At 61.1% G+C, this 24380-nt stretch carries 19 protein-coding genes and 1 pseudogene; 6 read left to right on the top strand and 14 right to left on the bottom strand.

All coding sequences use genetic code 11. The features are described 5' to 3' along the window. Nucleotides 1-16: 16 nt before the first annotated feature. The 10 genes and pseudogenes from MRBLMS1_RS28530 to MRBLMS1_RS28485 form a co-directional block, all read right to left on the bottom strand. Entirely contained in the window at nucleotides 17-742 is a 726-nt protein-coding gene (locus MRBLMS1_RS28530) for a hypothetical protein (RefSeq protein ID WP_128140589.1), read from the bottom strand. A gap of 49 nt (nucleotides 743-791) precedes the next feature. Continuing rightward, a complete protein-coding gene (locus MRBLMS1_RS28525; RefSeq protein ID WP_485883718.1) occupies nucleotides 792-1802 on the bottom strand; it encodes a zinc ribbon domain-containing protein in 1011 nt (336 codons plus the stop codon). A gap of 281 nt (nucleotides 1803-2083) precedes the next feature. After that, nucleotides 2084-4345 carry a YgiQ family radical SAM protein gene (locus MRBLMS1_RS28520; protein ID WP_485883841.1) on the bottom strand — a complete coding sequence of 754 codons (2262 nt, stop codon included), beginning with the start codon at nucleotides 4343-4345 and terminating at the stop codon, nucleotides 2084-2086. Between the two features lie 244 nt (nucleotides 4346-4589). Then, the gene (locus MRBLMS1_RS28515; RefSeq protein ID WP_034753883.1) at nucleotides 4590-4868 is read right to left on the bottom strand and encodes a DUF4404 family protein; all 279 of its coding nucleotides are present in this window, start codon (nucleotides 4866-4868) and stop codon (nucleotides 4590-4592) included. An 11-nt stretch (nucleotides 4869-4879) separates the two neighbouring features. Next, nucleotides 4880-5092, bottom strand: coding sequence for a VF530 family protein (locus tag MRBLMS1_RS28510; RefSeq protein ID WP_034753881.1), 213 nt, complete (start codon nucleotides 5090-5092; stop codon nucleotides 4880-4882). A 109-nt stretch (nucleotides 5093-5201) separates the two neighbouring features. Further along, nucleotides 5202-7355 carry a M3 family metallopeptidase gene (locus MRBLMS1_RS28505; protein ID WP_485883715.1) on the bottom strand — a complete coding sequence of 718 codons (2154 nt, stop codon included), beginning with the start codon at nucleotides 7353-7355 and terminating at the stop codon, nucleotides 5202-5204. 229 nt (nucleotides 7356-7584) lie between these two features. Continuing rightward, nucleotides 7585-9726 carry a M3 family metallopeptidase gene (locus MRBLMS1_RS28500; RefSeq protein ID WP_485883713.1) on the bottom strand — a complete coding sequence of 714 codons (2142 nt, stop codon included), beginning with the start codon at nucleotides 9724-9726 and terminating at the stop codon, nucleotides 7585-7587. 193 nt (nucleotides 9727-9919) lie between these two features. Next, nucleotides 9920-10027, bottom strand: a pseudogene (locus MRBLMS1_RS28495) (Tn3 family transposase); the annotation flags it as partial. Between the two features lie 27 nt (nucleotides 10028-10054). Next, a complete protein-coding gene (locus tag MRBLMS1_RS28490) occupies nucleotides 10055-11029 on the bottom strand; it encodes a sensor histidine kinase (RefSeq protein ID WP_485883711.1) in 975 nt (324 codons plus the stop codon). A 232-nt stretch (nucleotides 11030-11261) separates the two neighbouring features. Continuing rightward, complete coding sequence (locus MRBLMS1_RS28485) at nucleotides 11262-12632, bottom strand: sigma-54-dependent transcriptional regulator (protein WP_485883709.1); 1371 nt, start codon at nucleotides 12630-12632, stop codon at nucleotides 11262-11264. A gap of 197 nt (nucleotides 12633-12829) precedes the next feature. On the opposite strand from MRBLMS1_RS28485, the gene MRBLMS1_RS28480 reads away from it, so the two are divergent. Genes MRBLMS1_RS28480 through MRBLMS1_RS28470 form a run of 3 tightly spaced genes read left to right on the top strand, consistent with a single transcriptional unit; the run spans nucleotide 12830 to nucleotide 17315 of the window. Beyond that, entirely contained in the window at nucleotides 12830-14122 is a 1293-nt protein-coding gene (locus MRBLMS1_RS28480; RefSeq protein WP_485883707.1) for an efflux RND transporter periplasmic adaptor subunit, read from the top strand. Nucleotides 14123-14149: 27 nt separating this feature from the next. Beyond that, nucleotides 14150-14860 carry an ABC transporter ATP-binding protein gene (locus MRBLMS1_RS28475; RefSeq protein ID WP_485883705.1) on the top strand — a complete coding sequence of 237 codons (711 nt, stop codon included), beginning with the start codon at nucleotides 14150-14152 and terminating at the stop codon, nucleotides 14858-14860. A 13-nt stretch (nucleotides 14861-14873) separates the two neighbouring features. Next, a complete protein-coding gene (locus tag MRBLMS1_RS28470; RefSeq protein WP_485883703.1) occupies nucleotides 14874-17315 on the top strand; it encodes an ABC transporter permease in 2442 nt (813 codons plus the stop codon). Between the two features lie 319 nt (nucleotides 17316-17634). On the opposite strand, the gene MRBLMS1_RS28465 is transcribed toward MRBLMS1_RS28470, so the two are convergent. Beyond that, on the bottom strand, nucleotides 17635-17853 hold the full coding sequence (locus MRBLMS1_RS28465) for a SlyX family protein (protein WP_485883839.1): 219 nt from the start codon (nucleotides 17851-17853) through the stop codon (nucleotides 17635-17637). 160 nt (nucleotides 17854-18013) lie between these two features. Between MRBLMS1_RS28465 and MRBLMS1_RS28460 the strand changes: the two genes are divergently transcribed. Beyond that, nucleotides 18014-18412, top strand: a complete 399-nt coding sequence (locus MRBLMS1_RS28460) for a type II toxin-antitoxin system RelE/ParE family toxin (RefSeq protein WP_485883701.1) — start codon at nucleotides 18014-18016, stop codon at nucleotides 18410-18412. Continuing rightward, entirely contained in the window at nucleotides 18396-18752 is a 357-nt protein-coding gene (locus MRBLMS1_RS28455; RefSeq protein WP_485883699.1) for an addiction module antidote protein, read from the top strand. Before MRBLMS1_RS28460 ends, MRBLMS1_RS28455 begins: the two co-directional genes overlap by 17 nt. 7 nt (nucleotides 18753-18759) lie before the next feature. Here MRBLMS1_RS28455 and MRBLMS1_RS28450 read toward each other — a convergent pair whose 3' ends face one another. Beyond that, nucleotides 18760-20820, bottom strand: a complete 2061-nt coding sequence (locus tag MRBLMS1_RS28450; protein ID WP_051991465.1) for a UvrD-helicase domain-containing protein — start codon at nucleotides 20818-20820, stop codon at nucleotides 18760-18762. Nucleotides 20821-21029: 209 nt separating this feature from the next. Here MRBLMS1_RS28450 and MRBLMS1_RS28445 point away from each other — a divergent pair, with 209 nt between their 5' ends. Then, complete coding sequence (locus MRBLMS1_RS28445; RefSeq protein WP_046683204.1) at nucleotides 21030-21515, top strand: SRPBCC family protein; 486 nt, start codon at nucleotides 21030-21032, stop codon at nucleotides 21513-21515. 1 nt (nucleotide 21516) lies between these two features. Here the strand turns inward: MRBLMS1_RS28445 and MRBLMS1_RS28440 are convergent, their stop codons facing one another. Then, entirely contained in the window at nucleotides 21517-22638 is a 1122-nt protein-coding gene (locus tag MRBLMS1_RS28440) for an HD-GYP domain-containing protein (protein WP_485883697.1), read from the bottom strand. A gap of 166 nt (nucleotides 22639-22804) precedes the next feature. After that, nucleotides 22805-24253 carry a dihydrolipoyl dehydrogenase gene (locus MRBLMS1_RS28435; RefSeq protein WP_485883695.1) on the bottom strand — a complete coding sequence of 483 codons (1449 nt, stop codon included), beginning with the start codon at nucleotides 24251-24253 and terminating at the stop codon, nucleotides 22805-22807. Nucleotides 24254-24380: the final 127 nt, after the last annotated feature.

The raw sequence follows: 24380 nt of genomic DNA, 5'->3' as shown, positions 1-24380 counted from the left end.
CCGTGGTCATGCTGTGTTAGTAGGCCAGCGCCAGTTGCAGGTCGGACGCAGGCGCCTGGCGCTGGACGATCTGCAGCTTGACGTCCTGACCACCGACGCGCTTGCTATTCAGGTACAGCGCCGTGCGGACAGGATAAATGCCTTGCGGCACGCCTTCCGGCATGGGAATCGAGAAGCCACCCTTGTAGGCGCCGCTGCCGTTGTTGCTGCTGACCACCTTGCGCACGGTTTTGATCAAGTCGCCATTGGGCTTGTACAGGCTCAATTCTTCTTCCACCAGCGGGTTCGGATCGCGCGTGCCGGCCGCCACTTCAATATACGAATTGGTCTGCGCCTTCTGGCCCGGACGTACGGACGACGGCGTAAAGCCCGTCTCGTATTTCACCAGGGTCGATTGCTCGGGCAGCTTGCCCTTGTTGGCCACTTTGTAGTCAGTCTGCACCTGCTGTGCCGTCTTGACTTGCTGGCTTTGATAATTCAAGGCCACGCAAGCGAGCGCGCCCAGGCTGGCGCCCAGGGCCGCACCGCGCACGGTGTTGTTGCCGCCGCCCAGCAAGCCGCCCACGACGGCGCCGATGCCGGCCAGCATGGCCGTATTGCATTCGCCGCTGGCCGCGTCCGTGCCTGCGGTGGTGGTATTACTCGTGGCGCCAGGCCCGCCCGGGGCGGCGCAGCCGGCCAGCATCGAAGACACGACCAGCAGCGCCACCATGGGCTTGGCAATTTGTTTCAAGTTTTTCACGTTATTCTCCGGAAAGATCAAAATAGGAATGGGAAGCAAGCCGCGCGGCTTACTCGATCTGGATTTGCGACAACGCCTTGTCTTGCGCTTCTTTCGCCTTGCGCTTGATGTCGAGTGCATGGCGGTTGCCCGTGTCCATGCGCAGCACGGCATTCGCATTGGCAATGGCACAGTCGTATTTGCGCTGGCTCATGCAGTGGCTCGCTTCGGACAGACTGTCCGTGATCACGCTTTCCAGGCCGCTAGTCTGTTTGGCGGGCGCCGGCAGCGGTGTCACCTTGGCGGGCTTGACCGGCTTTTCCACGACGGGGGCGGGTGCGGGTGCGGGTGCCGGCTCCGGTGGTGGAGCAGGAACGGCGACCGGCACTGGCGCCGGTTCGGCTGCGGCCGCCGCAGATGTCGTGGCAGACTCGGTCGCCGTGGCGCCATCAAGCACAGGGTCGCTGATGGCCAGCGGCTGCTCGGCGGCAGGCGCAGGGTTCGCCTGCGCGGGCAAGGCTGGCGCGGCTTCTGGCGCCGCGACAGTCGGCTTGCCTGACAGAAAATAGTAAGCGCCCGCACCGCCCAGCAGTACCACCGCTGCGACGGCGGCGGCGATCAGTTTCGTGCGGTTGCCAGCCGGTGGGCTGTCCGTCTGCACATCGGAGGCGGGAGCTGGCTCGGGTACAGGCTCGGGTGAAGCTTCGGGCACGGGCTCGGCACGGCGCTTTTCCAGCACGGGCGGTGGTGGCGGTGGCGCGACCGGTTCCGGCACCGCCACCGGCGCCGGGGCAGGCTCAACAACAAGCTCAACGGCGGGCTCAGTCACTGGCTCGATAGCGGGCGCAATGACGGGTTCCGGCAACGGCGGCGGCACCGGCACGGCAACGGGCGCCACGGCAAAGCTGAACGCGCACTTGGGGCAGAACTTGGCGTCAAGCTTGCAATCATGGCCGCACTGGCCACAGGCTTTGCCTGGTACGGGAGCGGCTGCGGCAGGAGCAACGGCAAACGTCGTGCCGCAGGAAGAACAGAATTTGGCGCCCGGCTTATTCTCGGCCTGGCAGGAAAGGCATTTCAATTGGCTTCTCTTTTCATATCAACGCTGGGAGTCGCGTACGCTGGTGCTTGCCAGAATGGCAGCTTTGTTGCTGTACGGCTAAATATTCAACGAGTATATTTTCAAACCCCAAGTTGCCACAAGGGAAAATTGCCTTTTGCTCTATCCAATTTTTAAATATTGGTAAAAATCCCGCCACCACGGCAGTCCGCCGCCCCATCTTGGTGCGCAGATAGCAAAAAACCCGGCAACGCTGTACGCATTGCCGGGTTTTCAGTCGATGCCCGAGGGCACAGGGGCGTTTACTTGCGCCCGCCCCGTGCTGGCGCCCCATGGCTACCCTTGGCTGGCGACTTGCTGCCACGGCCCATCGGCGCGGCGGCCGGCTTGGCCTTGGTCTTGATGGTCGACAGGATCGATGGGCGCACCTTCGACTCGGCGGCCGACGCTTTGGGCGCCGCTGCCGTACCGCCCAGGGCGATGCGGTTCTTGCCTGGCGTGACCTTGAACTTGTCCGGCGTGCCGGCGCCATGCGTCTGGCGGCTGCGTTCGCCTGCCGCCAGGCCGCCCGACTCCGACGACGTCCAGGCGGGTATCAAATGCTTGTCGCCATTGCCGATCAAGTCGCCACGGCCCATGTTGACCAGCGCTTCGCGCAGGATCGGCCAGTTGGCCGGGTCCTGGTAGCGCAGGAACGCTTTGTGCGTGCGGCGGATCTTGCCGCTGCGCGCCGTTTCCACCACTTCCGAATCCGCTGTCACCTTGCGCAAAGGATTCTTGCGCGTGTGGTACATCGTCGTCGCCATGGCCATCGGCGTGGGCATGAAGGTTTGCACCTGGTCCAGCTTGAAATTGTTTTTCTTCAGCCACAGAGCCAGGTTCAGCATGTCCAGGTCCGTCGTGCCAGGATGGGCAGCGATGAAATACGGGATCAGATACTGCTTCTTGCCCGCTTCCAGCGAGAAGCGGTCGAACATTTCCTTGAACTCGTCGTACGCGCCAATGCCGGGCTTCATCATCTTCGACAATGTGCCCTCTTCCGTGTGCTCAGGAGCAATCTTCAAGAGGCCGCCGACGTGGTGCGTGACCAGTTCCTTCACATACTCGGGCGAACGCACGGCCAGGTCATAGCGCAAGCCCGAGCTGATCAAGACTTTCTTGATACCAGGAATGGCGCGCGCCTTGCGGTACAGCGAGATGAGCTTGCTGTGGTCCGTACCCAGGTTGACGCAGATGGACGGGTACACGCACGACAGGCGGCGGCACGACACTTCGATCTCTTTTTCCTTGCAGGCCAGACGGTACATATTCGCCGTCGGGCCCCCCATATCGGAAATGGTGCCCGTAAAGCCTTTGGTTTTATCGCGGATATGTTCGATTTCACGCAGGATCGACGGTTCCGAGCGGCTCTGGATGATGCGGCCTTCATGTTCCGTGATCGAACAGAAGGTGCAGCCGCCGAAGCAGCCGCGCATGATGTTGACGGAAAAGCGGATCATTTCCCAGGCCGGGATATGCGCCTTGCCATAGCTCGGGTGCGGGGCGCGCGCGTAGTTCATGTCGTACACGCCATCCATCTCGTCCATGGCCAGCGGCAGCGGTGGCGGGTTGAGCCACACGTCGCGTTCGCCATGCGCCTGCACCATGGCGCGCGCATTGCCGGGATTCGATTCCAGGTGGAACACGCGCGACGCGTGCGCGTACATGACGGGGTCATCCTTGACGACGTCGTAGGCGGGCAGGCGCACGACCGTCTTGTCGTGCTTTTCCTTGGCCATGGCCAGGCGCTCTTCGCGGCTCATGATGCGGATCGGTTTGATGACTTCGGCCGATTTCGACGCATTTTCCGTGGCGCAGGCGGTCTTGTCTTCCTGCACCATCTCGTAGGGGCTGTAGTGCGGATCGATCTTGCCGGGCACGTCGACGCGGGTGGAATTGTGCACGCCCCAGTCGTCGCCGGGCAACCAGCCGGACGGCACCATGAAGGCCGTGCCGCGCAAGTTGCGGATATCCTTGATCGATTCGCCGGCGGCCAGGCGGTGCGTCAGGTCGACCAGCGCCCGCTCGGCATTACCGAAGATCAGCAGATCGGCCTTGGAATCGGGCAAGACGGAACGGCGGACCTTGTCCGACCAGTAATCGTAATGGGCGATGCGGCGCAGCGATGCTTCGATGCTGCCGATGACGATGGGCACGTCGGGATACGCTTCGCGCGCGCGCTGGGCGTACACGGTGACGGCGCGGTCCGGGCGTTTATTCGGTTCCGCATTCGCCGTGTAGGCGTCGTCGGAGCGGATCTTGCGGTCGGCCGTGTACTGGTTGACCATGGAATCCATGTTGCCGGCGGTAATGCCGTAATACAGGCGCGGCTTGCCGAGGATGCGGAACGCGTCAGCCGACAGCCAGTCCGGCTGGCTGATGATGCCGACTCGGTAGCCTTGCGCTTCGAGCAGGCGGCCAACGAGGGCCATGCCGAAACTCGGATGGTCAATGTAGGCGTCGCCCGTGACGAGGATGACGTCGCACTGGTCCCAGCCCAGCGCGTCCATCTCGGTACGCGACATCGGCAGGAAAGGCGCCACGGCAGCGCGGGCAGACCGCTTGGGAACGGTCGCAAATAAATTGGTAGGGGAGCTCATAGGGTACGGATTGTACCGGAATTGGCCATTTCCAACCTGACGGCCTGCTTTTTACTGTTGGATTTCAGTACAAAAAACGTTTATTTTTCAATCACTTGGGGTCAGACCCATTGGGTCTGACCCCAGAATTTTTGACTGCTGGGGTACGACCCGGCGGGTCGGACCCCGATCAAATTCCCATATTCGCCAAAATCTCACCAAGCTCCCGCAACGCCGGCTCCAGTTTCGGGTGCTTGACGGCAAACTTGGCCGACAATTCCTGGCTGCGCTCGGCCAGGCCATAGGTGGTCGACTCTTCTTCCTGTTCCTGCGCGGCGCGCTTTTCCATCAGCAACTTGATGTCGACATCGAGTTTTTGCAGCAAACCATGCAGTTCTTCATCGACGGGGCCGCTGGTTTCCAGTGTCGAATGCAGTTGTTGCAGCGATTCCTTGAGTTTGCTATCCATGTTTTTTCCTGTCAGTCAGTAAATTGCGTGTCCAAGAACAATTGTTCCACCTTGCTCCTGGCCCACGGGGTCTTGCGCAAAAACTTCAGGCTCGATTTGATGCTGGGATCGCTGATGAAGCAATTGATATCGATGTGCTTGGCCAGGCCGTCCCAGCCGTAGTGGGCTTGCAGGCGCGTCACGATACCTTCCAGGGTGATGCCATTCAAATCTTGCTGACTCATATACTCTTTCGACTGCCTTCTTGTTTACATCTTACTCAATTCTACGCCGCCGGCACGGAAAGCTTGCGTGCGCCAGGTCAACGCAACGCAAGCTTCTGATGAGGACGGCTTACTTCGCGTTCAAGCCGCGGCGTTCCAGCAGCGGTTCCACGGTGGCATCGCGGCCGCGGAAGTCACGGAACAGTTGCAGCGCATCGACGCTGCCGCCGCGCGACAGCAATTTGCTGCGGAACCAGTCGCCATTCTTGCGCGTCAGGCCGCCGTTTTCCTTGAACCAGTTGACCGATTCCGCATCCAGTTTTTCCGACCACAGGTAGGCGTAGTAGGCCGCCGAGTAGCCGCCCGAGAAACTGTGCGAGAAGTAGCTGGTGCGGTAGCGCGGCGGCACGGGCGCGTAATCGACACCCGCGTCTTTCAGCGACGCCGCTTCAAAGGCCAGCACGTCGGTCGGGATCTGGCTCGGCGTCAGCTGGTGCCAGCGCTGGTCCAGCAGGGCCGCCGACAGGTATTCCGTCGTCATGAAACCCTGGTTGAATTTCTTGGCCGCCGTCACCTTGTCGAGCAATTCCTGCGGCATGGCCGCACCGCTCTGGTAGTGTTTGGCATAGTTTTGCAGCACTTCCGGCCAGACGGCCCACATTTCATTGACTTGCGATGGATACTCGACGAAGTCGCTCGGCACGCTGGTGCCGGCAAAGCGCGGGTATTTCACGTTCGAAAACATGCCGTGCAGCGCATGGCCGAATTCGTGGAACATGGTCGTCACTTCATCGAACGTCAGCAAGGTCGGCTGGCCAGCCGGCGGCTTCGGAATGTTCAATTGGTTGGCGACGACCGGATGCGTGCCCATCAAGGACGATTGCGACACGTATTCATTCATCCACGCGCCGCCATGCTTGTTGCCGCGCGCATAGAAGTCGGCAATGAACAGGGCCAGCGGCTTGCCGTTGGCGTCCGTCACGTCGTAGACGCGCACGTCCGGGTTATACACCGGCAGATCTTTACGTTCCTTGAAGCTGATGCCGTACAGTTTATTGGCGGCAAAGAAGACGCCGTTGTTCAGCACGCTGTTCAATTCCAGGTATGGTTTCAGCTCGTTTTCATCGAAGTTGAAACGCTGCTTGCGCAGCTTGTCCGTGTAGATGGCCCAGTCGGCCGCCGCCACCTGGAAACCGCCTTTTTCCGCATCGACCACTTGCTGCAGGTCGGCCGCTTCGCGGCGCGCGTTGGCGACGGCCGGTTTCGCCAGTTCCGACAGCAGTGTATTGACGGCCGTCGTGGTCTTGGCCGTCTGGTCTTCCAGCGAATACGCGGCATAGTTGGCGTAACCGAGCAAGGTGGCCCGTTCGGCGCGCAGTTTTGCCAGTTTCAAGACGATGGCGCGGTTGTCGAACTCGCCGCCCTGGCTGCCACGGTTCAGCGACGCATCCATCAGGCGCTGGCGTGTCTTGCGATCCGTCAGCACGGCCAGCGGCGGCTGGCCGCTCGTATTCACGAGGGCGATGACGAACTTGCCCGTCAAGCCGCGTTCCTTGGCGGCGGCGGCAGCCGTATCGATATCGCTGTCCGTCATGCCGGCCAGTTCGGCGCGCGTGTCGACGACGATGCTCTTGGCATTCGTTTCCTTCAGCACGTTTTGCGCGAAGGCCGTTTCCAGGCCCGCCTGCTCGGCGTTGTAGGCTTTCAATTTTTCCTTGTCCGCATCGGACAGCTTGGCGCCGGCGCGCACGAAATCCGTGTGATAGCGGGCCAAGAGGCGCAGGGATTCGGCATCAAGACCCAGCTTGTCGCGCTTGGCGTACAGGGTATCGATGCGGGTAAACAGTTTTGGATTGAGGGTAATCGCGTCGCCATGCGCGGCCAGTTTCGGCGACACGTCCACTTCCACCGCTTCCAGCACGGCATTGGTATTGGTCGACGTCATGTTGCTGAAGATGCTTTGCACGCGGTGCAGCAACTGCCCCGTGCGCTCGAGGGCCACGATGGTGTTTTCGAACGTGGGCGCCTGGCGGTTATTGGCGATCGCATTGACTTCGGCCAGCTGGCGTTTCATGCCTTCGGCAAACGCCGGCGCGTAGTGCTCATCCTTGATCAGGCCGAACTGCGGCATCTGGAATGGCAGCGGACTGGCTTTCAGCAGAGGGTTCTGGGCGCTGACGGCGGCGGCGGGCGCGGATTTTGCAGTGGCGGCAGCCATGGCGGATGGAGCGGCGTGGGCCAGCATGACGCTGGCGGCGATGACGAGCAGTTGTGGACGGATCATGACATCTTTCAGAAAGCGCGGGGAAGAGCCGCGATCGCGTCGCGGGCCAGTGGCAGATCATAGCAGCCTGTCACACAGGCGTCATCCAAGATGGGCGATCCTGTGGTGCATCGCGCCAACTGCGCGGTTTACCACGGTTTGCGTGGCGGTTCGCCAAATAAAAATGGCCGCCCATTGCATGGCGGCCACTGATGGTCATCACCGGCCAGGCCGGTGACGGGTACGAGGATTACTTGCCGTTCAGGCCACGGCGTTGCAGCAGCGGCTCGATCTTCGCATCGCGGCCGCGGAAGTTGCGGTAGATGTCGAGCGCGTCGGCGCTGCCGCCGCGCGACAGCAGTTTATTGCGGAACCAGTCGCCGTTCTTGCGCGTCAGGCCGCCGTTTTCCTTGAACCACTCGACCGTGTCGGCGTCGAGCTTTTCCGACCACAGATACGCGTAGTAGCCGGCCGAGTAACCGCCCGCGAACGCGTGCGAGAAATAGGTGGTGCGGTAGCGCGGCGGCGCCGGGGCGAAATCGACGCCAGCATCCGTCAAGGCGGCCTTTTCAAAGGCCAGCACGTCGGTCGGGATTTGCGCCGGGGTCAGCTGGTGCCAGCGCTGGTCCAGCAGGGCCGATGCCAGGTATTCCGTGGTTTTGTAGCCCTGGTTGAAATTGTCGGCCGCCGTCACTTTCGCCAGCAGCTCGGCAGGAATAGCCGCGCCCGTCTGATAGTGCTTGGCATAGTTTTGCAACACTTCCGGCCACAGCGCCCACATTTCATTGACTTGCGACGGGTATTCGACGAAGTCGCGCGGCACGCTGGTGCCGGCGAAGCGCGGGTATGTCACGTTCGAAAACATGCCGTGCAGCGCATGGCCGAATTCGTGGAACATGGTGTTGACTTCGTCAAACGTCATCAGGGTCGGCTGGCCCGCTTCCGGCTTCGGAATGTTGAGGTTATTCGCGATCACCGGCTTGCGGTTCAGCAAGGTCGATTGGCCCACGTAGGCATTCGCCCAGGCGCCGCCGCGCTTGTTGCTGCGCGCGTAAGGGTCAAGCGTAAAGATGGCCAGCTGCGTACCGTCTTCATTGAAGACGTCGTAGACCAGCATGTCGGACGTGTAGACGGGCAAGTCGGTGCGCTGCTTGAACGTGAGGCCATACAACTTGCCTGCAGCAAAGAACACGCCCTTGGTCAGCACGCTGTGCATTTCAAAGTACGGTTTCAATTGCGTCTCGTCGAAGTTATAGCGTTCGGCGCGCACCTTGTCGCTATAGAAGGCCCAGTCGGCGGCACCCACCTTGAAGCCGCCTTTGCCTGCATCGATGACCTTCTGGATATCGTCCGCTTCACGGCGCGCATTGACGACGGCCGGCTTCGCCAGCTCGCCCAGCAGGGCGTTCACGGCGGTCGTGTCGTGCGCCGTCTGGTCTTCCAGCGAATACGCCGCGTAGTTCGGGTAACCCATCAGCGCGGCACGTTCGGCGCGCAGTTTTGCCAGTTCCAGCACTTCCTGGGTGTTGTCGAACTCGCCGCCACGGCTGCCGCGCGCTTGCGAGGCGACCATGATGCGTTCGCGCAAGGCGCGGTTGGTCAGCAGCGACAGCGGCGCCTGGCCCGTCGTGTTGACGAGAGCGATCACATATTTACCGTCCAGGCCGCGCTTCTTGGCCAGGCCGGCGGCCACTTCGATGGCGGCCGGCGACAGGCCGTCCAGCTCTTCGCGCGTGTCGACGACGACGGCCGACGCATTCAATTCCTTCAGCACGTTCTGCGCGAACTTGGTCGACAGGGCAGCGAGCTGGCCGTTGTAGGCGCGCAGCTTTTCCTTGTCCGCGGCCGACAGCTTGGCGCCGGCGCGCACGAAGTCCGTGTGATAGCGCTCGAGCAAGCGTTTCGATTCGGCATCGAGGCCCAGCTTGTCGCGCTTGGCGTACAGGGTATCGATGCGCTTGAAGAGTTTGTCATTGAGCATGATCGCATCGCTATGGGCCGCCATTTTCGGCGCCAGCTCGCGTTCCAGGCCCTGGATCGTGTCATTCGTATTCGAGCCGGACATCACGGAAAACACGGTGCGTACACGGCTCAGCAACTGGCCCGAGCGCTCCATGGCCACGATGGTGTTGTCGAACGTGGCAGGTTTCTTGTTGTTCGCAATCGCACTGATTTCCGCCAGGTTGGCGGCCATGCCTGCCGTAAAGGCGGGCGCGTAGTCGGCGTCCTGCACCTTGTCGAACGGCGGATAGTTGAATGGCAGGCTGCTCGCTTGCGCAAACGGGTTCGAGGCGGGCAGTGTTGCCGCCGCGGTAGCGGTGGAGGCAAAAACGGCGGCGGCTGGCGCCAGCATCAGGCTGGCGGCGATGACGAGCATTGTTGGACGGGTCATGTCTTCTTTCAAGAAACGCAAGAGAGCCGCGATTGTGTCGCGGGCCAGCCTGAAATAATAACAGCCTGAAACACTTGCGTCACCAGCAACTACCGATGGTAGCGATATGGCCATACATGAAAGGTTTTCATGCCCGATCATCCGTCAGGCGCTCCCCTGCGGCAGGTCCATACCCATCACGCTCGGTGCCGGGTTCCCCTTTGTTCAGTCCCGCATGGACGCGCCGGCGTAGCTCGACGCTTTGGAGCCAGTCCAGAATGAACAGCGTGCGCTCGATGCGGCCAAGTTCACGCAGCGCGATTACTGAAAATATGCGAGATGCCTTGATCTAGAATGTGATGATGAAGTGAGCGCCATCGTTGACCGGGCGGGCGTAGCGCACGGTTCCGCCGTTCAACTGAATTAGCTGCCGCACCATTGCAAGGCCGATACCGCCTCCCTGTTTTTTGGTCGAGAAAAATGGCGTAAACATTTCCGCCGCTACCCCATCGGCAATGCCATGTCCATTGTCACGCACATCGATGCGCAACCGGCCACCTGTCGTGAGGCGCGCATCGACGGCCACTTGCGGCACCAGACTCGCGGTGGTTGCTTCTACCGCATTCTGGAGCAGGTTAACCAGAGCTTGTTCGATCTGGCCAGAGTCAGCCCGTAATGCCAGCGTGCTTGATGCGACGACGAAAGTCGCGCTTCCTCCGCGGGCCTGCCAGCTCGGTGCCACCAAAGCCGATAACCGTGCAAACAAGTCTTTGATTAGGAATTGTTGCGGCAGAGGCGTCGGTAGGCTAGCCAACACGCGGTAATGGCTGACGAAATGACCCAGACTTTCAGCGCGACGGCTTATTGCGTCTAGCGCGACGTCAAGGTCTGCGGCCACGTCGGGAGCAAGAGAGCCTGCTGCCTCAGCGAGCAGCGTGCGCGACGTTTGCGAAAGGGACGCCACTGGTGTCAGTGAATTCATGATCTCATGGGTCAATACATGGACGAGCTTGCGCCAGGCTTGCATGGCTTCAGCGGATAGTTCGTCCTCCAGCGGCAGCAGTGCAACGAGGGACTGCGGCGCACCATCGACGGTCAAAGCATTGCGCACGGCTAGGGCACGTTCAGTGCCATGCTCACTGTCGAACTGAACCAGCGTCCGCGTGCCAACGGCAAGGCCGGCTAAAGCCGTACTTAGGGGAACCGTGTCAGTGACACGTCCAGGCGCCAGAAGCCGCCGCGCGCTTGCATTCAATGGTTCCATCCTGGTCGGAGTCATGTTGAACAGCGGGACCGGTGCATGTTCAAGGCGTGCTTCAAGCAAGAGCAGTCGGAGAGTCTCAGGCGCTTGCAAAGTCGGGAGTTGAAACTGTCTCTCTGGCGTCATTGCCGTAACGTGTACGATTGAAGGCCAAATCAGCGCTGCAGCGAGCAGCACTGTCAGGACGAGCAAAACGGCGGCACGTGCTCCCAGACCATCAACGCTCCCATTTAGCGCACCACCTACCCACCCAGCCGCAGCAAGCAGTGTCCCGCCGAGGGCGACGCGAGCCTGTCTATAACCCATGTTTGTCCAGCTTGCGATACAGCGCTGCCCGGCTTACACCCAGCGTCTTGGCGGCCTTGCTGATATTTCCCTTAACTTCCAGCAGCGCCGCGGCGATGGCGGCACGTTCGAGTGTACCCAGTTCACGTGGGACATCGATGGTCAGCGGGGACGATAACGCAGGCGCAGCTGTCTTCGCAGAAATACCGAAGTCAGCGATGGTATAGACATCTTCCCGACCTAGGATGACAGCGCGTTCACAGGCATGGCGCAGGGAGCGAACATTGCCTGGCCATGCATTCGTGCACAGTACATCGAATGCAGTCGCTGCTATGGCGCGCGCGGGTTTGCGATATTGGTGCTCGTAGTGGGCCAAATAATGGCGCAGCAAGTCCGGAATGTCGCCCGCGCGCTCGCGTAAGGGCGGCACGCGCAGGACGATAGTATTTAGGCGAAACAGAAGGTCTGTGCGAAAAAGCGCAACGTCGTGCAGCCGGTCTTCTTCGAGATTGGTGGCACTAATGACGCGCACGTCAACGCCCTCGGGAGTGTCCGCGCCCAAGGGCGTCACTTGGCGTCGTTCGAGCACTGTTAGCAGCTTCGCTTGTGCTGTCAAGGGCATATTGCTGACTTCGTCAAGAAACAATGTGCCACCGCACGCTGCCTGGAAGCGGCCCGCGCGGTCATTGCGTGCATCGGTGAACGCGCCGCGCCGGTGTCCGAACAATTCGCTTTCCAGCATTGCCTCTGGCAGGCTCCCCATATCCACTGCGAGAAACTGCCGGGATGCCCGGTGTGAAGCCCGGTGAACGGCTCGCGCCACCAGTTCCTTGCCCACGCCGTTTTCTCCCAGGATCATGACGTTTGCCTCGGTGGGACCCACACTGGCGATCATGTCACGCAAGGCAGCCATCGCAGTCGAGTTTCCGAGCAATCCATCGGCGTCGGCTGGCGCCGCGTCAGATGCTTTGGCATGAATAGGCTGACGCAAGGCCTGTCGCGCAAAGGCTGCCTCGACAGCATGCACCAGGCGAACGTTATCCCACGGCTTTGTCAGAAAATCGCTTACGCCGCCCTGCATCGCCGCAACGGCCAGAGGAACATCAGCGTACGCGGTCATCGCGATGATATCGGGTGGGTTGGGCAGCGCCCTCAATTGCGCCAAAACCTGCATACCTTCGCCACCATCCGTCCGTCCCGCCGAAAAATTCAAATCGAGGAGAACAACGTCAGGACGATTGCTTGCGAGCCATGTGGGCAACTGTGCAGGATGGTCAAGTGTCGCGACCTGCGCAACGTGCCGGCGCAGCAGCATACGCGCTGCCAGCGCCACGTCTGCATCGTCGTCGAGGATCAGTACATTTGCGTGCTTGCCGGACATTGGAAATAAAAGAATTAACAGAACTCGAGTTTATCAGCATGCTTTGCATGATTCCACAGCGCGATATCACTTTGCCCAAAGTGTCCGGAAGTGGACAGTTTGCATGTGCGTTTGCGAACGAATGAGCGGGCAATTGAAAAAAATACCGGTCGATTGGGCCGAAACCGCGTGGCACGGATGTTGCGACAGTAGAAATCATGACAAAAGACGACAACGCAAATGCATCACGCCCTACGGGTGCGGCGATGGACCAACCGGTCCTACGACAGCGCGGCCGGCGTTGGCGCACGGCAATAGCGATTTTGCTCATCTTGATTGGCCTTGCTGCACTAGCGTGGTGGCTCTGGCCCAGCGGACTGCAGGTACCCGCTGCCAGCGTGCGCATCGCTGTCGTCGAGCGCGGCATCCTGCGCGACGACGTGGCCGCGCGTGCAACGGCCCAGCCGCTGCACTCGGTCGTACTGGATGTGGTGGAAAATGGCCGGGCCGAAGAGGTGATGGTGCGCGATGGCGCGCTGGTACGCCAAGGCGAATTACTGTTCCGGCTGTCGAATCCACAGCGCCGGCTTGAGGTGCTCGCACGCGAAGCTGAGCATGCGCAGCAGATTTCAAACCTGTTGAACCTGCGCCTCGCGGGTGAAACCAGCCGGGCGGAAAGTGCGCGGCGCAGCGCCGACCTCGCGTTTGCAGTCGCTCAGGCTGAGAAGCAATTGGCGAGGAGCGCGGCACTGGCCAAGCAGGGTTTCGTGTCGGGTTCCGCACTGGAAGAAGTAGCCGACCAGCTGACGCGGCAGCGCCACGCGCTAGCCAGCGAAGACGCCGCTGGGAAAAGCGAAGAGGCAGCCCGGCGCGACGCCATCGGACAGATTGCCCAGGCGGTATCCAGGCTGGAAGATGGCCTGAAGTTGGTCAATGCTGGCGTCGATGCACTGGCCGTGCGCGCGCCCGTTGCCGGCCGCCTTGCAGATTTCAAATTGCAGGTAGGGGAAACAGTCCGATCAGGACAGCGCCTTGGACGCATCGACGACATCGCGCAATTTTGTTTAGCGGCCCAGCTCGACGAATACTATTTACGGCGCCTTGCCACCGGCCGACCGGCGACAGCCGTGATCGATGGCCAGACCAAGCACGTGGTTGTCAGCCGCATATATCCGCAAGTGAGCGACGGCAAATTCACGGTTGAGTTGACGTTCGTTGATGGCCAGCCGGCCACCCTCAGCCCAGGCCAGAGCGTCGACGTCCTGATCACGCTGGGTGCTGCGCGGACTAGCTTGCTTCTTCCAAACGATGCGTTCAGCAATGACACCGGCGGCGGCTGGGTATTCGTCGTGCGCGCTGACGGCGTACAAGCGGAGCACCGGGCCGTGCGTTTTGGCCGGCGCAACAGCACGCAGATCGAAGTACTCGACGGCCTGGTCGCCGGCGAGCGCGTCATCGTGTCATCCTACACGCCGTATGCAACGGCGCGGCATCTTCAGCTTACTCACTAACAGGTCTCTCACGGAAATGACAAAATCATGCAATTGAATCGTACACAACAGCAAAGCATGTTCAGGCTCGTCAACCTAACGAAAACGTATCGTGGCGGCGAGGTGCAGACAACGGCGCTTGACCGGATTGACCTCACCATCGCCGCGGGTGAATATGTGGCGATCACCGGGCCGTCCGGCTGTGGTAAGTCTACACTCCTGGGTATGCTGGGACTGCTGGACACGCCCGACGGTGGCGAATGCTGGTTCGACGGTCGCAATGTGGCGGGCTGGAGCGAGGCACAGCTCAACCGATTACGGCGCGGACGTATCGGCTTCATTTTTCAGAATTTCAATCTAATCGAAGAATTGACGGTTGCCGAAAATGTGGCATTGGCACTTGACTACCTGGATGTGCCTGCAGCGCAACGAAAGGTTCGCGTCGCCGCGATGCTCGATCAACTAGGCGTGGCGCATCGCGCCGGTCACCGTCCGTCGCAACTTTCCGGCGGACAGCAACAGCGTGTAGCCATCGCGCGCGCGCTCGTGGCCAGTCCAGCGCTGCTGCTTGCTGATGAGCCAACGGGCAATCTTGATACAGCACACGGCGACGAGGTGATGCGCATTCTGCGTCAGATCAATGCAGATGGCACGACCATCGTCATGGTGACGCACTCGCCGACGCACGCCGCGCAAGCTTCTCGTACGATACGGCTGCTGGACGGCCGTATCCTGATCGACGCCCTGCAGCCCGCCTGACCGGAGAGCGAACATGTTATTGACCACGATGCGCCACAGCGCACGCGCACTGCGACGGGAACCCGCCTACGCTGCCATTGCCATACTCACCCTGGCTATCGGCATTGCTTCAGCCATACTGATTCTCGGCTTAGTGCGTTACTGCTGGCAATATAATGCCGAAGTGCCCGATGTGGAACATGTCTACATCGTGAAGCAACGCGACAATGTCGATCCCACGGGCCCCTGGTACGACCAGGCGCCGCTGCTGCTGCGCTCTGTTGCAGCGGCAGCACCCGGTGTGGCTGCGGCCACCGGCTACTTGCCATCACGTCCCGAGACAGCAGGCTTGACGGTCAACGTCGACGGCAAGCTGCATGCCCTGAAAAGCCTGACTGTCTTGCCTGGGTTTGTCGAGATGCTGGGCCTGAGGGCAATGCGGGGCGATCTTGCCACGGCATTGGGAGTGCCGGATCAGATCGCGGTCACCGAATTAACCGCAATGCGGCTGTTTGGCACCAAGCAGGCCCTGGGCCGCAGTCTGTTTGCGGAAGGTAAATTGTTACGGGTTGGCGCGGTGCTGCGTACGCCGGCTGCGAATACCACCATGCCATTTGAAGCACTGCTAGGCACCGATTCAACGCTCGCGGCCGATGTCCGCGATGAAATGCGAACCGGCCTCAAAGGCTGGTCAGGCAAGCTCCTGGTGCGTGTGAACACCGGCGCGTCCGTGCCGATGCTTGTCCGACAGCTGCAGGACGCAGTCGACGGTGCACCAGCATTACATCAGCAGGCCCCCGATATCAAGGCGCGCCTGGGCGTGCGCCCAGTAATGGACATTGCGCTAGCGCGGCTCGACGCAGCCTATTTCGATACGGGCATCAAGGGTAATTTCATCGCCAGCGCGGGCCAGCGGGGCGATCCGGTGGTCGTTGCCGGCCTTGCCGCTGTCGCCGTGCTCATCCTTGTTCTGGCTTCGATCAATTTCGTGAACCTGGCGACTGTGCGGGTAGTGCGGCGCCAGCGTGAACTGGCCATGCGCAAAGTGCTCGGCGCCTCAGCTTGGAGCATTGCGCTGGAATTGCTGGCGGAGGCATGGCTGATCACGTTCTTGGCGGCCTCTGTCGGCCTACTCCTGGCATGGCTGGCACTGCCGCTGTTTTCGACCCTGGTCGACCGCCAACTCAACCACGCGTTCACAGTTGGCGACCTGGGTTGGGTCGCTACCCTTGTCGTCGGGCTCGGGCTGTTGACGGCGGCCTGGCCGGCGTGGATCGCCTGGTCTGTCCCTTCGGCACAATCATTGGCCGGGCGCACGGCAACTGAATCGCGTGCGACTGCACGCCTGCGGCGCAGCATGACCGTGGCGCAGCTAACGGCAGCGATTGGATTTGCCAGTGTGACGTTAGCCATCGCCTGGCAGACAAGTTACGCCATGCGTGCTTCGCCCGGATTCGACCCGGCCTCCATACTCATCGTAGATATGCCTGAACAGGTCAAATACAGCGCGCCAGCGCGCGGCCTGATGACGGCTTTGGCGGCTGCGCCCGGGGTACAAGACGTCGCTGTGTCGGATGACGCGATCGGCCGTCATAACGACACGTGGCGCCGCGACCTGAAACGTCCGGATGGCACCAGTGCCACGATGGAAATCAAGCAAGTTAGCCGCAATTTTTTTATGCTTTACGCCATCAAGCCAGAAGCCGGGCGCTTATTCGATCGAGCACTGGACCGTGACGACGACCCCGTGCCGCTGGTCCTAAATGCACTTGCAGCACGCCAGCTCGGCTTTGCCGACGCCAGAGCAGCACTTGGTCAAATCGTCATCACGACAAATTTTGATAACAAGCCGGTCCCAGGTCGTGTCATCGGGATCGCGCCACCACTGCGGTTCCAGTCATTGCGCGAAGCACCGGCGCCGATGGCGTTCCAATTGAGCACAGGCGGTAGTGCCTTGAGCGTGCGCACGAATGGCGACGCCGCCAGGGTGGTGAATGTCATCAGGTCCATATGGCCAAGTTATTTTCCCTCGGCCATTCCGTCCATCCAGCCAGCGTCGAGCGTCCTCGCCGCCAATTATGCTGACGATGCGCGCATGGCCAGCCTACTCGCACTGGCAACAGGTATCGCCCTAACCCTTGCAGCATTTGGAACCTACGTTCTGTCGGCCGATACCGTGCAGCGCCGCGCTCGCGAAATCGTCTTGCGCAAGCTGCATGGTGCAAGTGACACTGCTATCGGCCTGCTGGTCTTGCGCGGCGTCGGAACTATGCTGTTGGTAGCCGCGTTAATTGGATTGCCGGTTGCAGCAGTGGCCATCGCACGTTATCTGTCTACTTGGGTCGAAACGGCACCTGTCGGGTACTTGCCCCTACTGCTCGCGTTCGTCGTGACCAGCGTCGTTGCATTGGCGGCAGCCAGTCGACAAGCGTGGATCGCGATGAAGGTCCGTCCCGCCAATGCCCTTCGAATGTAAGGCATCAATGTTCGTTACGAACACGCGACGTAAGCAAAACGCAGCCTTTGAAAGGCTGCTTTGCGTCCAGGCTGTGTGAAAACGCAAAAACACGAAATTTTCATGGGTAGGGTGACCATTCCCCACGCCGAAAAAATCGCGTAGCGGGCGTTTTAAGAGACCGTTTTTTTGCGGGGCCGAATTTTTCTGCGTTTTCACACAGCCTCGGTCGAAAGCAGTCCTTCATTGAAGGACACGTTGCCTTGGCGCCCGATTTTTTCCGAGTTCTCTGTTCTCCCCTGGACGACCAACAAGCGGCGTCGCCAGGCTAGTTCCAGTCTCAGTAGTGCGGCGGACGCTCGTTGACCAATCCGCCATTGGCCTGCTGCGCGCCGTCGCGCACGTGTTCGCCCAGCTTGTGCAGCAGCGCTTCGAGCTGGTCGATGCGCTTGCCCTGCTGGTACACCATCTGGTTCAGCGATTCGACCAGGTCCTCCTGCTGCGCCAGCTTGATTTCGATATCGACGAAACGTACTTCCATCTGTTCTGCATTGTCCATGGTGCTCACGGTGACTCCTGACTGAAAGCGGCATTTTACCGCCGCAGCGGCGTGAGCCAGGACAAACAAGCGGCATTCTTGCCGAAGCGGTGCCGATTTCTGCCTATTCTCTCCGTATGGCTGAATCAAACCGCTTGACGAATGAGAACAAACGATTACAATGGACGTATCCACTTTGCCTGACCTGACCGACACGCGCAAGACGGCTGAATACCGCCGCTGGGAAGACTCGCTGCACGACGTGGCGGCTGCCGCCATCGATGCGCGCATCAAGCATTTGCAGCACGGTAAAAAGGGCGACTGGCGGCCAGTGGGCGAAGGCGTGTGCGAGCTGCGTTTTTTACAGACGGGACCGGGCTGGCGCGTGTATTTTCACGAAACCAACCTGGGCACCCTGATCTTGCTGCTATTGGGTGGAAACAAATCGAGCCAGCAACGCGACATCAGGCACGCGCAAGCGATACTGCAAACATTGAAGGCCCAACAGGCGGCCATCCGGAAGCAAAAAGCGGCGGCCAGCCCATCGACAGGAGCACGAAAAAATGAAAGACCATACTGACGCTGACGGCTTCGACCTCGACGACCTCGACGCACTGGGATTGAGCAAATTTGATCCGACGCAACACCTGACCAGCAAGGAAGCCGTGGCCGCCTACATGAGCGAAATCGTCGCCACCGGCAACGCCGAACTGTTCCAGTCGGCCATGAACGACGTGGTACGCGCCTACGGCATGGGCAAGGTGGCGGCCCGGGCCGACATCACGCGCGAAGGCGCATATAAAGCATTGCGCGAAGGCAGCAAGCCGCGCTTTGAAACCATCTTAAAGATGCTCGATGCGCTGGGCATGCAGCTGGCCATCGTGCCGAAAACCACGCCAGACGGCGCCGTGGAAGCGTGAACGCCCCTTAACCCTTCGGCGCGGCCAGCAAGGCCTTCATGCGCGCCAGACGTTCTTTCGGCGAAATCACTTCCGCCTCCGTCGGCACGGCGTCGCCCACGTCGAGTTCCATTTCCTTGATGAAGCGCGACGGGTCGCAATGGACTTGCTCGCCAGCCCGCTTGCGCTTCTTGCACCACGTGATGTGCAAGGTGCGCTGGGCCCGCGTGATGCCCACGTACATCAGCCGCCGCTCTTCCTGGATGCGCGCGGCGATGGTTTCGGCCGGCGCGTCAGGGTCGCCCTTGTGCGGCAAGATGCCCTCTTCCACACCGACCAAAAACACGTGCGGAAACTCGAGACCTTTCGACGCGTGCAGGGTCGACATGCGCACGGCGTCCTGCTCCTCGTCCTTGCCTTCGAGCATGGTCATCAGGGCCACCATCTGCGTCAGTTCCAGCACGTTCTTTTCTTCGCCGTCGCGGTCCTTGCCACCCCGGCCCCGTTCCTTGAGCCAGTTGACGAATTCCAGCACGTTCTGCCATTTGCTTTGCGCTTGGCGTTCCTCGAAAGCATCGTACAGATACGATTCGTAGTGGATTTCCTTCATCATGTCGTCCAGCACTTCGGCCGCGTTGTCGCCGCTGCCGGCCGCGCCGGGACGGCTGGCGCGCGATTCGAGGTCGTTGATGAAGTTGCAGAAGTCGCGCAGCGGTCCCAGCTGGCGATCCGTCAGCTTGGCCTCGATGCCGCCTTTGAACACGGCCTGGAACAGCGAGCACTGCCACTGCCCCGAAAATGCGCCCAGCACCTCCAGCGTCGATTGCCCCACGCCACGGCGCGGCGTCGTCACGGCGCGGATGAAAGCCGGATCGTCATCTTCGTTGGCCAGCAAACGCAGATAGCTGATGATGTCCTTGATCTCGGCCTTGTCGAAGAAACTCTGGCCGCCCGAAATCGTGTACGGGATGCGTTCCTTGCGCAAGCATTGCTCGATGATGCGCGCCTGGTGGTTGCCGCGGTACAGAATCGCGTAGTCGGAAAATTTGTTCTTGCGCTCGAAATGGTCGGCCGAAATCATGATGGCGACCTGCTCCGCCTCCTGCTCGTCCGTCTGCATGCCCAGCACCTTGATCGGTTCGCCCAGGCCGTGTTCGGACCACAGCGACTTTTCAAACAGTTTCGGGTTGTTGCCGATGACGGCATTGGCCGCGTTGAGCACGCGCATGGTGGAGCGGTAATTCTGCTCGAGCTTGATCACGCGCAGATCGGGGAAATCCGTTTCCAGGGTCTTCAGGTTTTCCACGGTGGCGCCACGCCACGCATAAATCGCCTGGTCGTCGTCGCCCACGGCCGTAAACATCGGCTTCTTGCCGATGCCCGTCACCATCAGTTTCACCAGTTCGTACTGACAGGTGTTCGTGTCCTGGTATTCGTCGACGAGCAGATAGCGCAGGCGGCGCTGCCACTTGTCGCGCACGGGGCCGTTGTTGCGGAATAGTTCCACCGGTAAACGAATCAGATCGTCGAAATCGACGGCCTGGTAGGCGGACAAAGTCGCCACATAGCTGCGGTAGATGCGCGCCGCGTTCGCCTCATCCTCATCCTTGGCTTGCGCCAGCGCCATGTCCGGATCGATCAGGCCATTTTTCCACAGGGACATGGCATTCTGGATGCCACGAATGACCTGTTTATCGGTGGTAATGGCGAGGTCTTGCACGAGGGAAAAGCAGTCGTCGCTATCCATGATGGAAAAGCGGTCCTTCAAGCCCACGCCATTGGCTTCCTGGCGCAGGATTTTCACGCCCAGCGAATGGAAAGTCGACACCGTCAACTGCTTGGCCTGGCGCGGCTGTTTTAATAACTTGGCGATACGTTCCTGCATTTCCAGCGCCGCCTTGTTGGTGAAGGTCAACGCGGCGATGGTGCGCGGGTCATAGCCCCGGTCTTCGATCAGATGGGCGATCTTTTGCGTGATCACGCGCGTCTTGCCCGAACCGGCGCCCGCCAGCACGAGGCAAGGGCCGTCGAGGTAGGTAACCGCTTCGCTTTGGGGCGCATTCAGACCGAACTGTGGTGCTTTGGACATCAGGGTATTTCCGCAGGGAACAGCAGTCCATTGTAACAGCGTCGCGCAGGCTATTTGCACGGCGGACCATGCCTGAAAAACAGGCATAGTCATTGATATATCGCCATATGCCGCCATCTTGGCCGATTCAATGCGTGCGGCGATGCCACGCCTGGAGTACCATTCCGCCTATATCGCCCGTGCGCGCCCACTTACCGAATGGCAGTCCCATGAAATTTGAACACCTGATTGAAATCAACGATCCCTTGAACCCGCTGATCGACACCTTGACTCTGGAACAGGTCTGGCGCGGCCTCGTCTTGCGCGCCGAGTCGCCGAAGCTGTTCGTGCCGCACCTCGACGAATGCCAGATCAGCGAGCGCAGCGATGCCGGTTTCGCGCGCAGCCTGCGCTATGGCGAACTGGTCATCAACGACAAGGTGGTGCTGATACCGCAACTGCAGGTGCGCTACGAAGTGCCGGCGCAGCAGGATATCAGCGCCTCCTCGCTGGTGATGACCATCGAAATGCCTGACGAAGCGAGCATGTGGGTGCGCTTCCAGTACGACGACGGCCACGACGCGGCCACCGACGCGGCCAACGCCCTGTACGACGACTTCCGCCGCTCGGCCTACAAGGAGTCCGACATCGACACGGTGCGCATCATGCGCGAGCTGGCGCTCGAGGGACGGCTCGATGCTGGTCTGCTGAATTAAATCAAACTCGCGCGCTGCGGCCCCACAGCTGATCGGGGCGAAACTGCAGTCCCGCCTGCTCCGCGCTGAGCACTTCGCGAATCGCATGCAAATCCACGCGCGTATCGCGCCGCAGCGGCACGTCCAGGCGCGCGCCGCGGGGGCCGATCAGTGACTGCACATGGGGCGTGGTGGCATTCAAGCCCTTGCGCGTGACCACGCCGATTTCCCCATTCAACAATTTGACGAAAGTGCCGACCGGGTAGATGCCCAGTTCGCGCACCAGCAGGGACGCCAGCGGCGCATCGAGGGTGGCCTTGTCGGCCATCAGCATTTCGCGCAAGGCCACGTTCGGCAGCAAGGGCTGGCGGTAGCTGCGCTTCGACACGCGCGCGCAATAGCGGTCGGCCAGCATGATCAGGCGCGCGCCGATGCCGATCGCCTCGCCTTGCGTGCCCAGCGGATAGCCGCTGCCATCGATATTTTCATGATGCTGCAGCACGGCTTGCAGCCAGACGGCGTCCGTGACGCCCGCCGCGCGCAGCAAGTCGACACCGGCTTGCGGATGGGCGCGCAAATAGGCGCGTTCCTGCGCATCCAGCGGCCCCGCCTTGTGCTGGAAATGGGCGTGGCGTTCCAGCATGCCCACATTCATGCTCAGCGCGGCCAGCACCACGCTGCGGATCACGCCGTCATCGAGTTTCAGGGCACGCGCCAGCAGAGCCGTGATGACGGCCGTGTCGACGCTGTGGCGCACGGCAAAGTCGCCCGCGCCCTGGTTGTGCAGGATGCAGGCCAGCGCCACGTCGGCGTCCAATGCAACGGCCTCTTCCACCAGCTGCGCCAGCGGCGCGAGGGATAAATGGCTGTCCTCCTGCCCGGCGGCAATGACCGGCAAGACGAGGGCCAGGCCAGCCGTGACGAGATTCAGCATGCGCAGGGCCGACGGTACTTCCGTGGCCGTGCGCGGCACGTCGGCACTGGTATCGGCGATGACGCCGCGCGCCAGCAGCAATGCGATCTGGTTCTCGCTGCTGATGACATGGCCCAGCCTGGCCAGCAAGCCGCCCGTCTCGCTGTGCACGTCCCAGGGCAGGGCCACGCCCAGTGCGAGTTCTCCCGCATAAATGCGCCGAATTTTCACATCGTCTCCGTGTCATCGCCAGCCGCTACCCTTTTTACCATTGCGGCATGGGCGGCATGTGCCAATTGAAATGTTTTTTGCTTTTAATCAATATTTCAATGTGGCAGCGATGATCGCGCAATCATGTGAGCTTGTCTACAAAATTATGTAAATCATAAAGTTGCCTTCAAGGTCCCGGTGTGCAATCGGCGCAGCCGGGCGCGTGTTCCGGGTCTTTTTCCAGGTGCAGCGCCAGTTCGCGCAAGGCCGTGCGCACGCCTTCCTCGATGACGGGGTGGTAGAACGGCATCTCGAGCATGGCCGGCACCGTCAGCTGGGCTTGGCAAGCCCAGGCGAGCAGATGGCCCAGGTGTTCCGCCCGTGGGCCGATCAGTTCGGCGCCGAGAAAGCGCTTGCTGCTGAACTCCGCATATACGCGCAGCAAGCCCTGGTTTTGCAGCATCACGCGGCTGCGGCCCTGGTTGCCGAACGACACGGCGCCGACGGCGAAGCGGCCCGCGTGGCTCACGCACAATTGCTGGTACGTCGCGCCCACGGTGGCGATCTGCGGTTCCGTGAAGGCAATCGTCAACGGCGTGCGGCGCAAGCCCGATTTGACGTCAGGAAAGCGCGCCGCGTTGTCGCCCGCGATGCGGCCCTCGTCGGCCGCTTCGGGCAGCAGCGGTAGTTCGTTATCGGCATCGCCGGCGATGAAGATGGCGCTCTTGCCGCACTGCATGGTATGCCGGTCATGCAGGGGAATGCCGTGACGGTCGAGCTCGATTTGCGCCGCCTCCAGGCCGATCTTGTCCACGTTCGGCGCGCGGCCGATGGCGGCCAGCACATACTCGAACTGCTCGGTTTTTTCCACGCCGGCGTCATCGCGGCTGGTCAGCAAGATGCCGCTGCCGTCAGGCGTTTTTGTCATGTGCGCGACCTTGGTCATGAAACGGATATCGAGTTCGCGCGCCAGCACGGCATCCGCCTCGCGCAGCACCAGCGGGTCCGTCAGCTGCGCGACTTTATTGCCGCGCGCAAACAAGGTCACGCGCACGCCCAAGCGGGCCAGCGCCTGGCCCAGTTCCAGGCCGATGACGCCGCTGCCAACCACGGCCACCGAGCTGGGCAAATCCGTCCACTCGAACACGGCGTCGCTGGTGATGAGGCGCTCGCCCGCCGCCTGCCACTCGGGCGGCACGATGGGCGTGGAACCGGTGGCGATCACCACGCTGGCGGCCTCGACGATCGTATGCTCATCCACCTGCAGCTTGCCTGGGCCGATGAAGCGCGCATGGCCGCGCAGTTTTTCTTCGTCGGGAATCGCATTGACGCCGTCGAGCACGAAGCCGACAAAGCGGTCGCGCTCGCTGCGCACCCTGGCCATCACTTGCCGGCCATCGACGCGCACGGGACCCGGATGCACGCCGAAAGCGGGCGCCGCTGCCACGGCATGGGCCGCCTCGGCCGCCGCGATCAGGAGTTTGCTGGGCATGCAGCCCACACGGGCGCAGGTTGTGCCGTACGGTCCGCTTTCGATCATCAGCACGCGCTTGTCATGCATGCGCGCCGCTCTGTGCGCCGTCATGCCGGCCGTGCCGCTGCCGATCACGGCCACATCCACTTGTATCGTCTTCATGGTGCTGTCCATCCTACTGAGGTTGCTCACAGCGTTCGATACTACCCGTTTGCCAAAAATAAGGTTTTACTTTGCAGCAATATATGCATTAGTATAACTAATCATTTTCAAAATTTATAAGCTGAGC

Source organism: Massilia sp. LMS1-1-1.1 (assembly GCF_040815535.1).
GTDB lineage: Bacteria > Pseudomonadota > Gammaproteobacteria > Burkholderiales > Burkholderiaceae_D > Janthinobacterium > Janthinobacterium aestuarii.
This window is presented reverse-complemented; position numbering and strand designations above follow the sequence as displayed.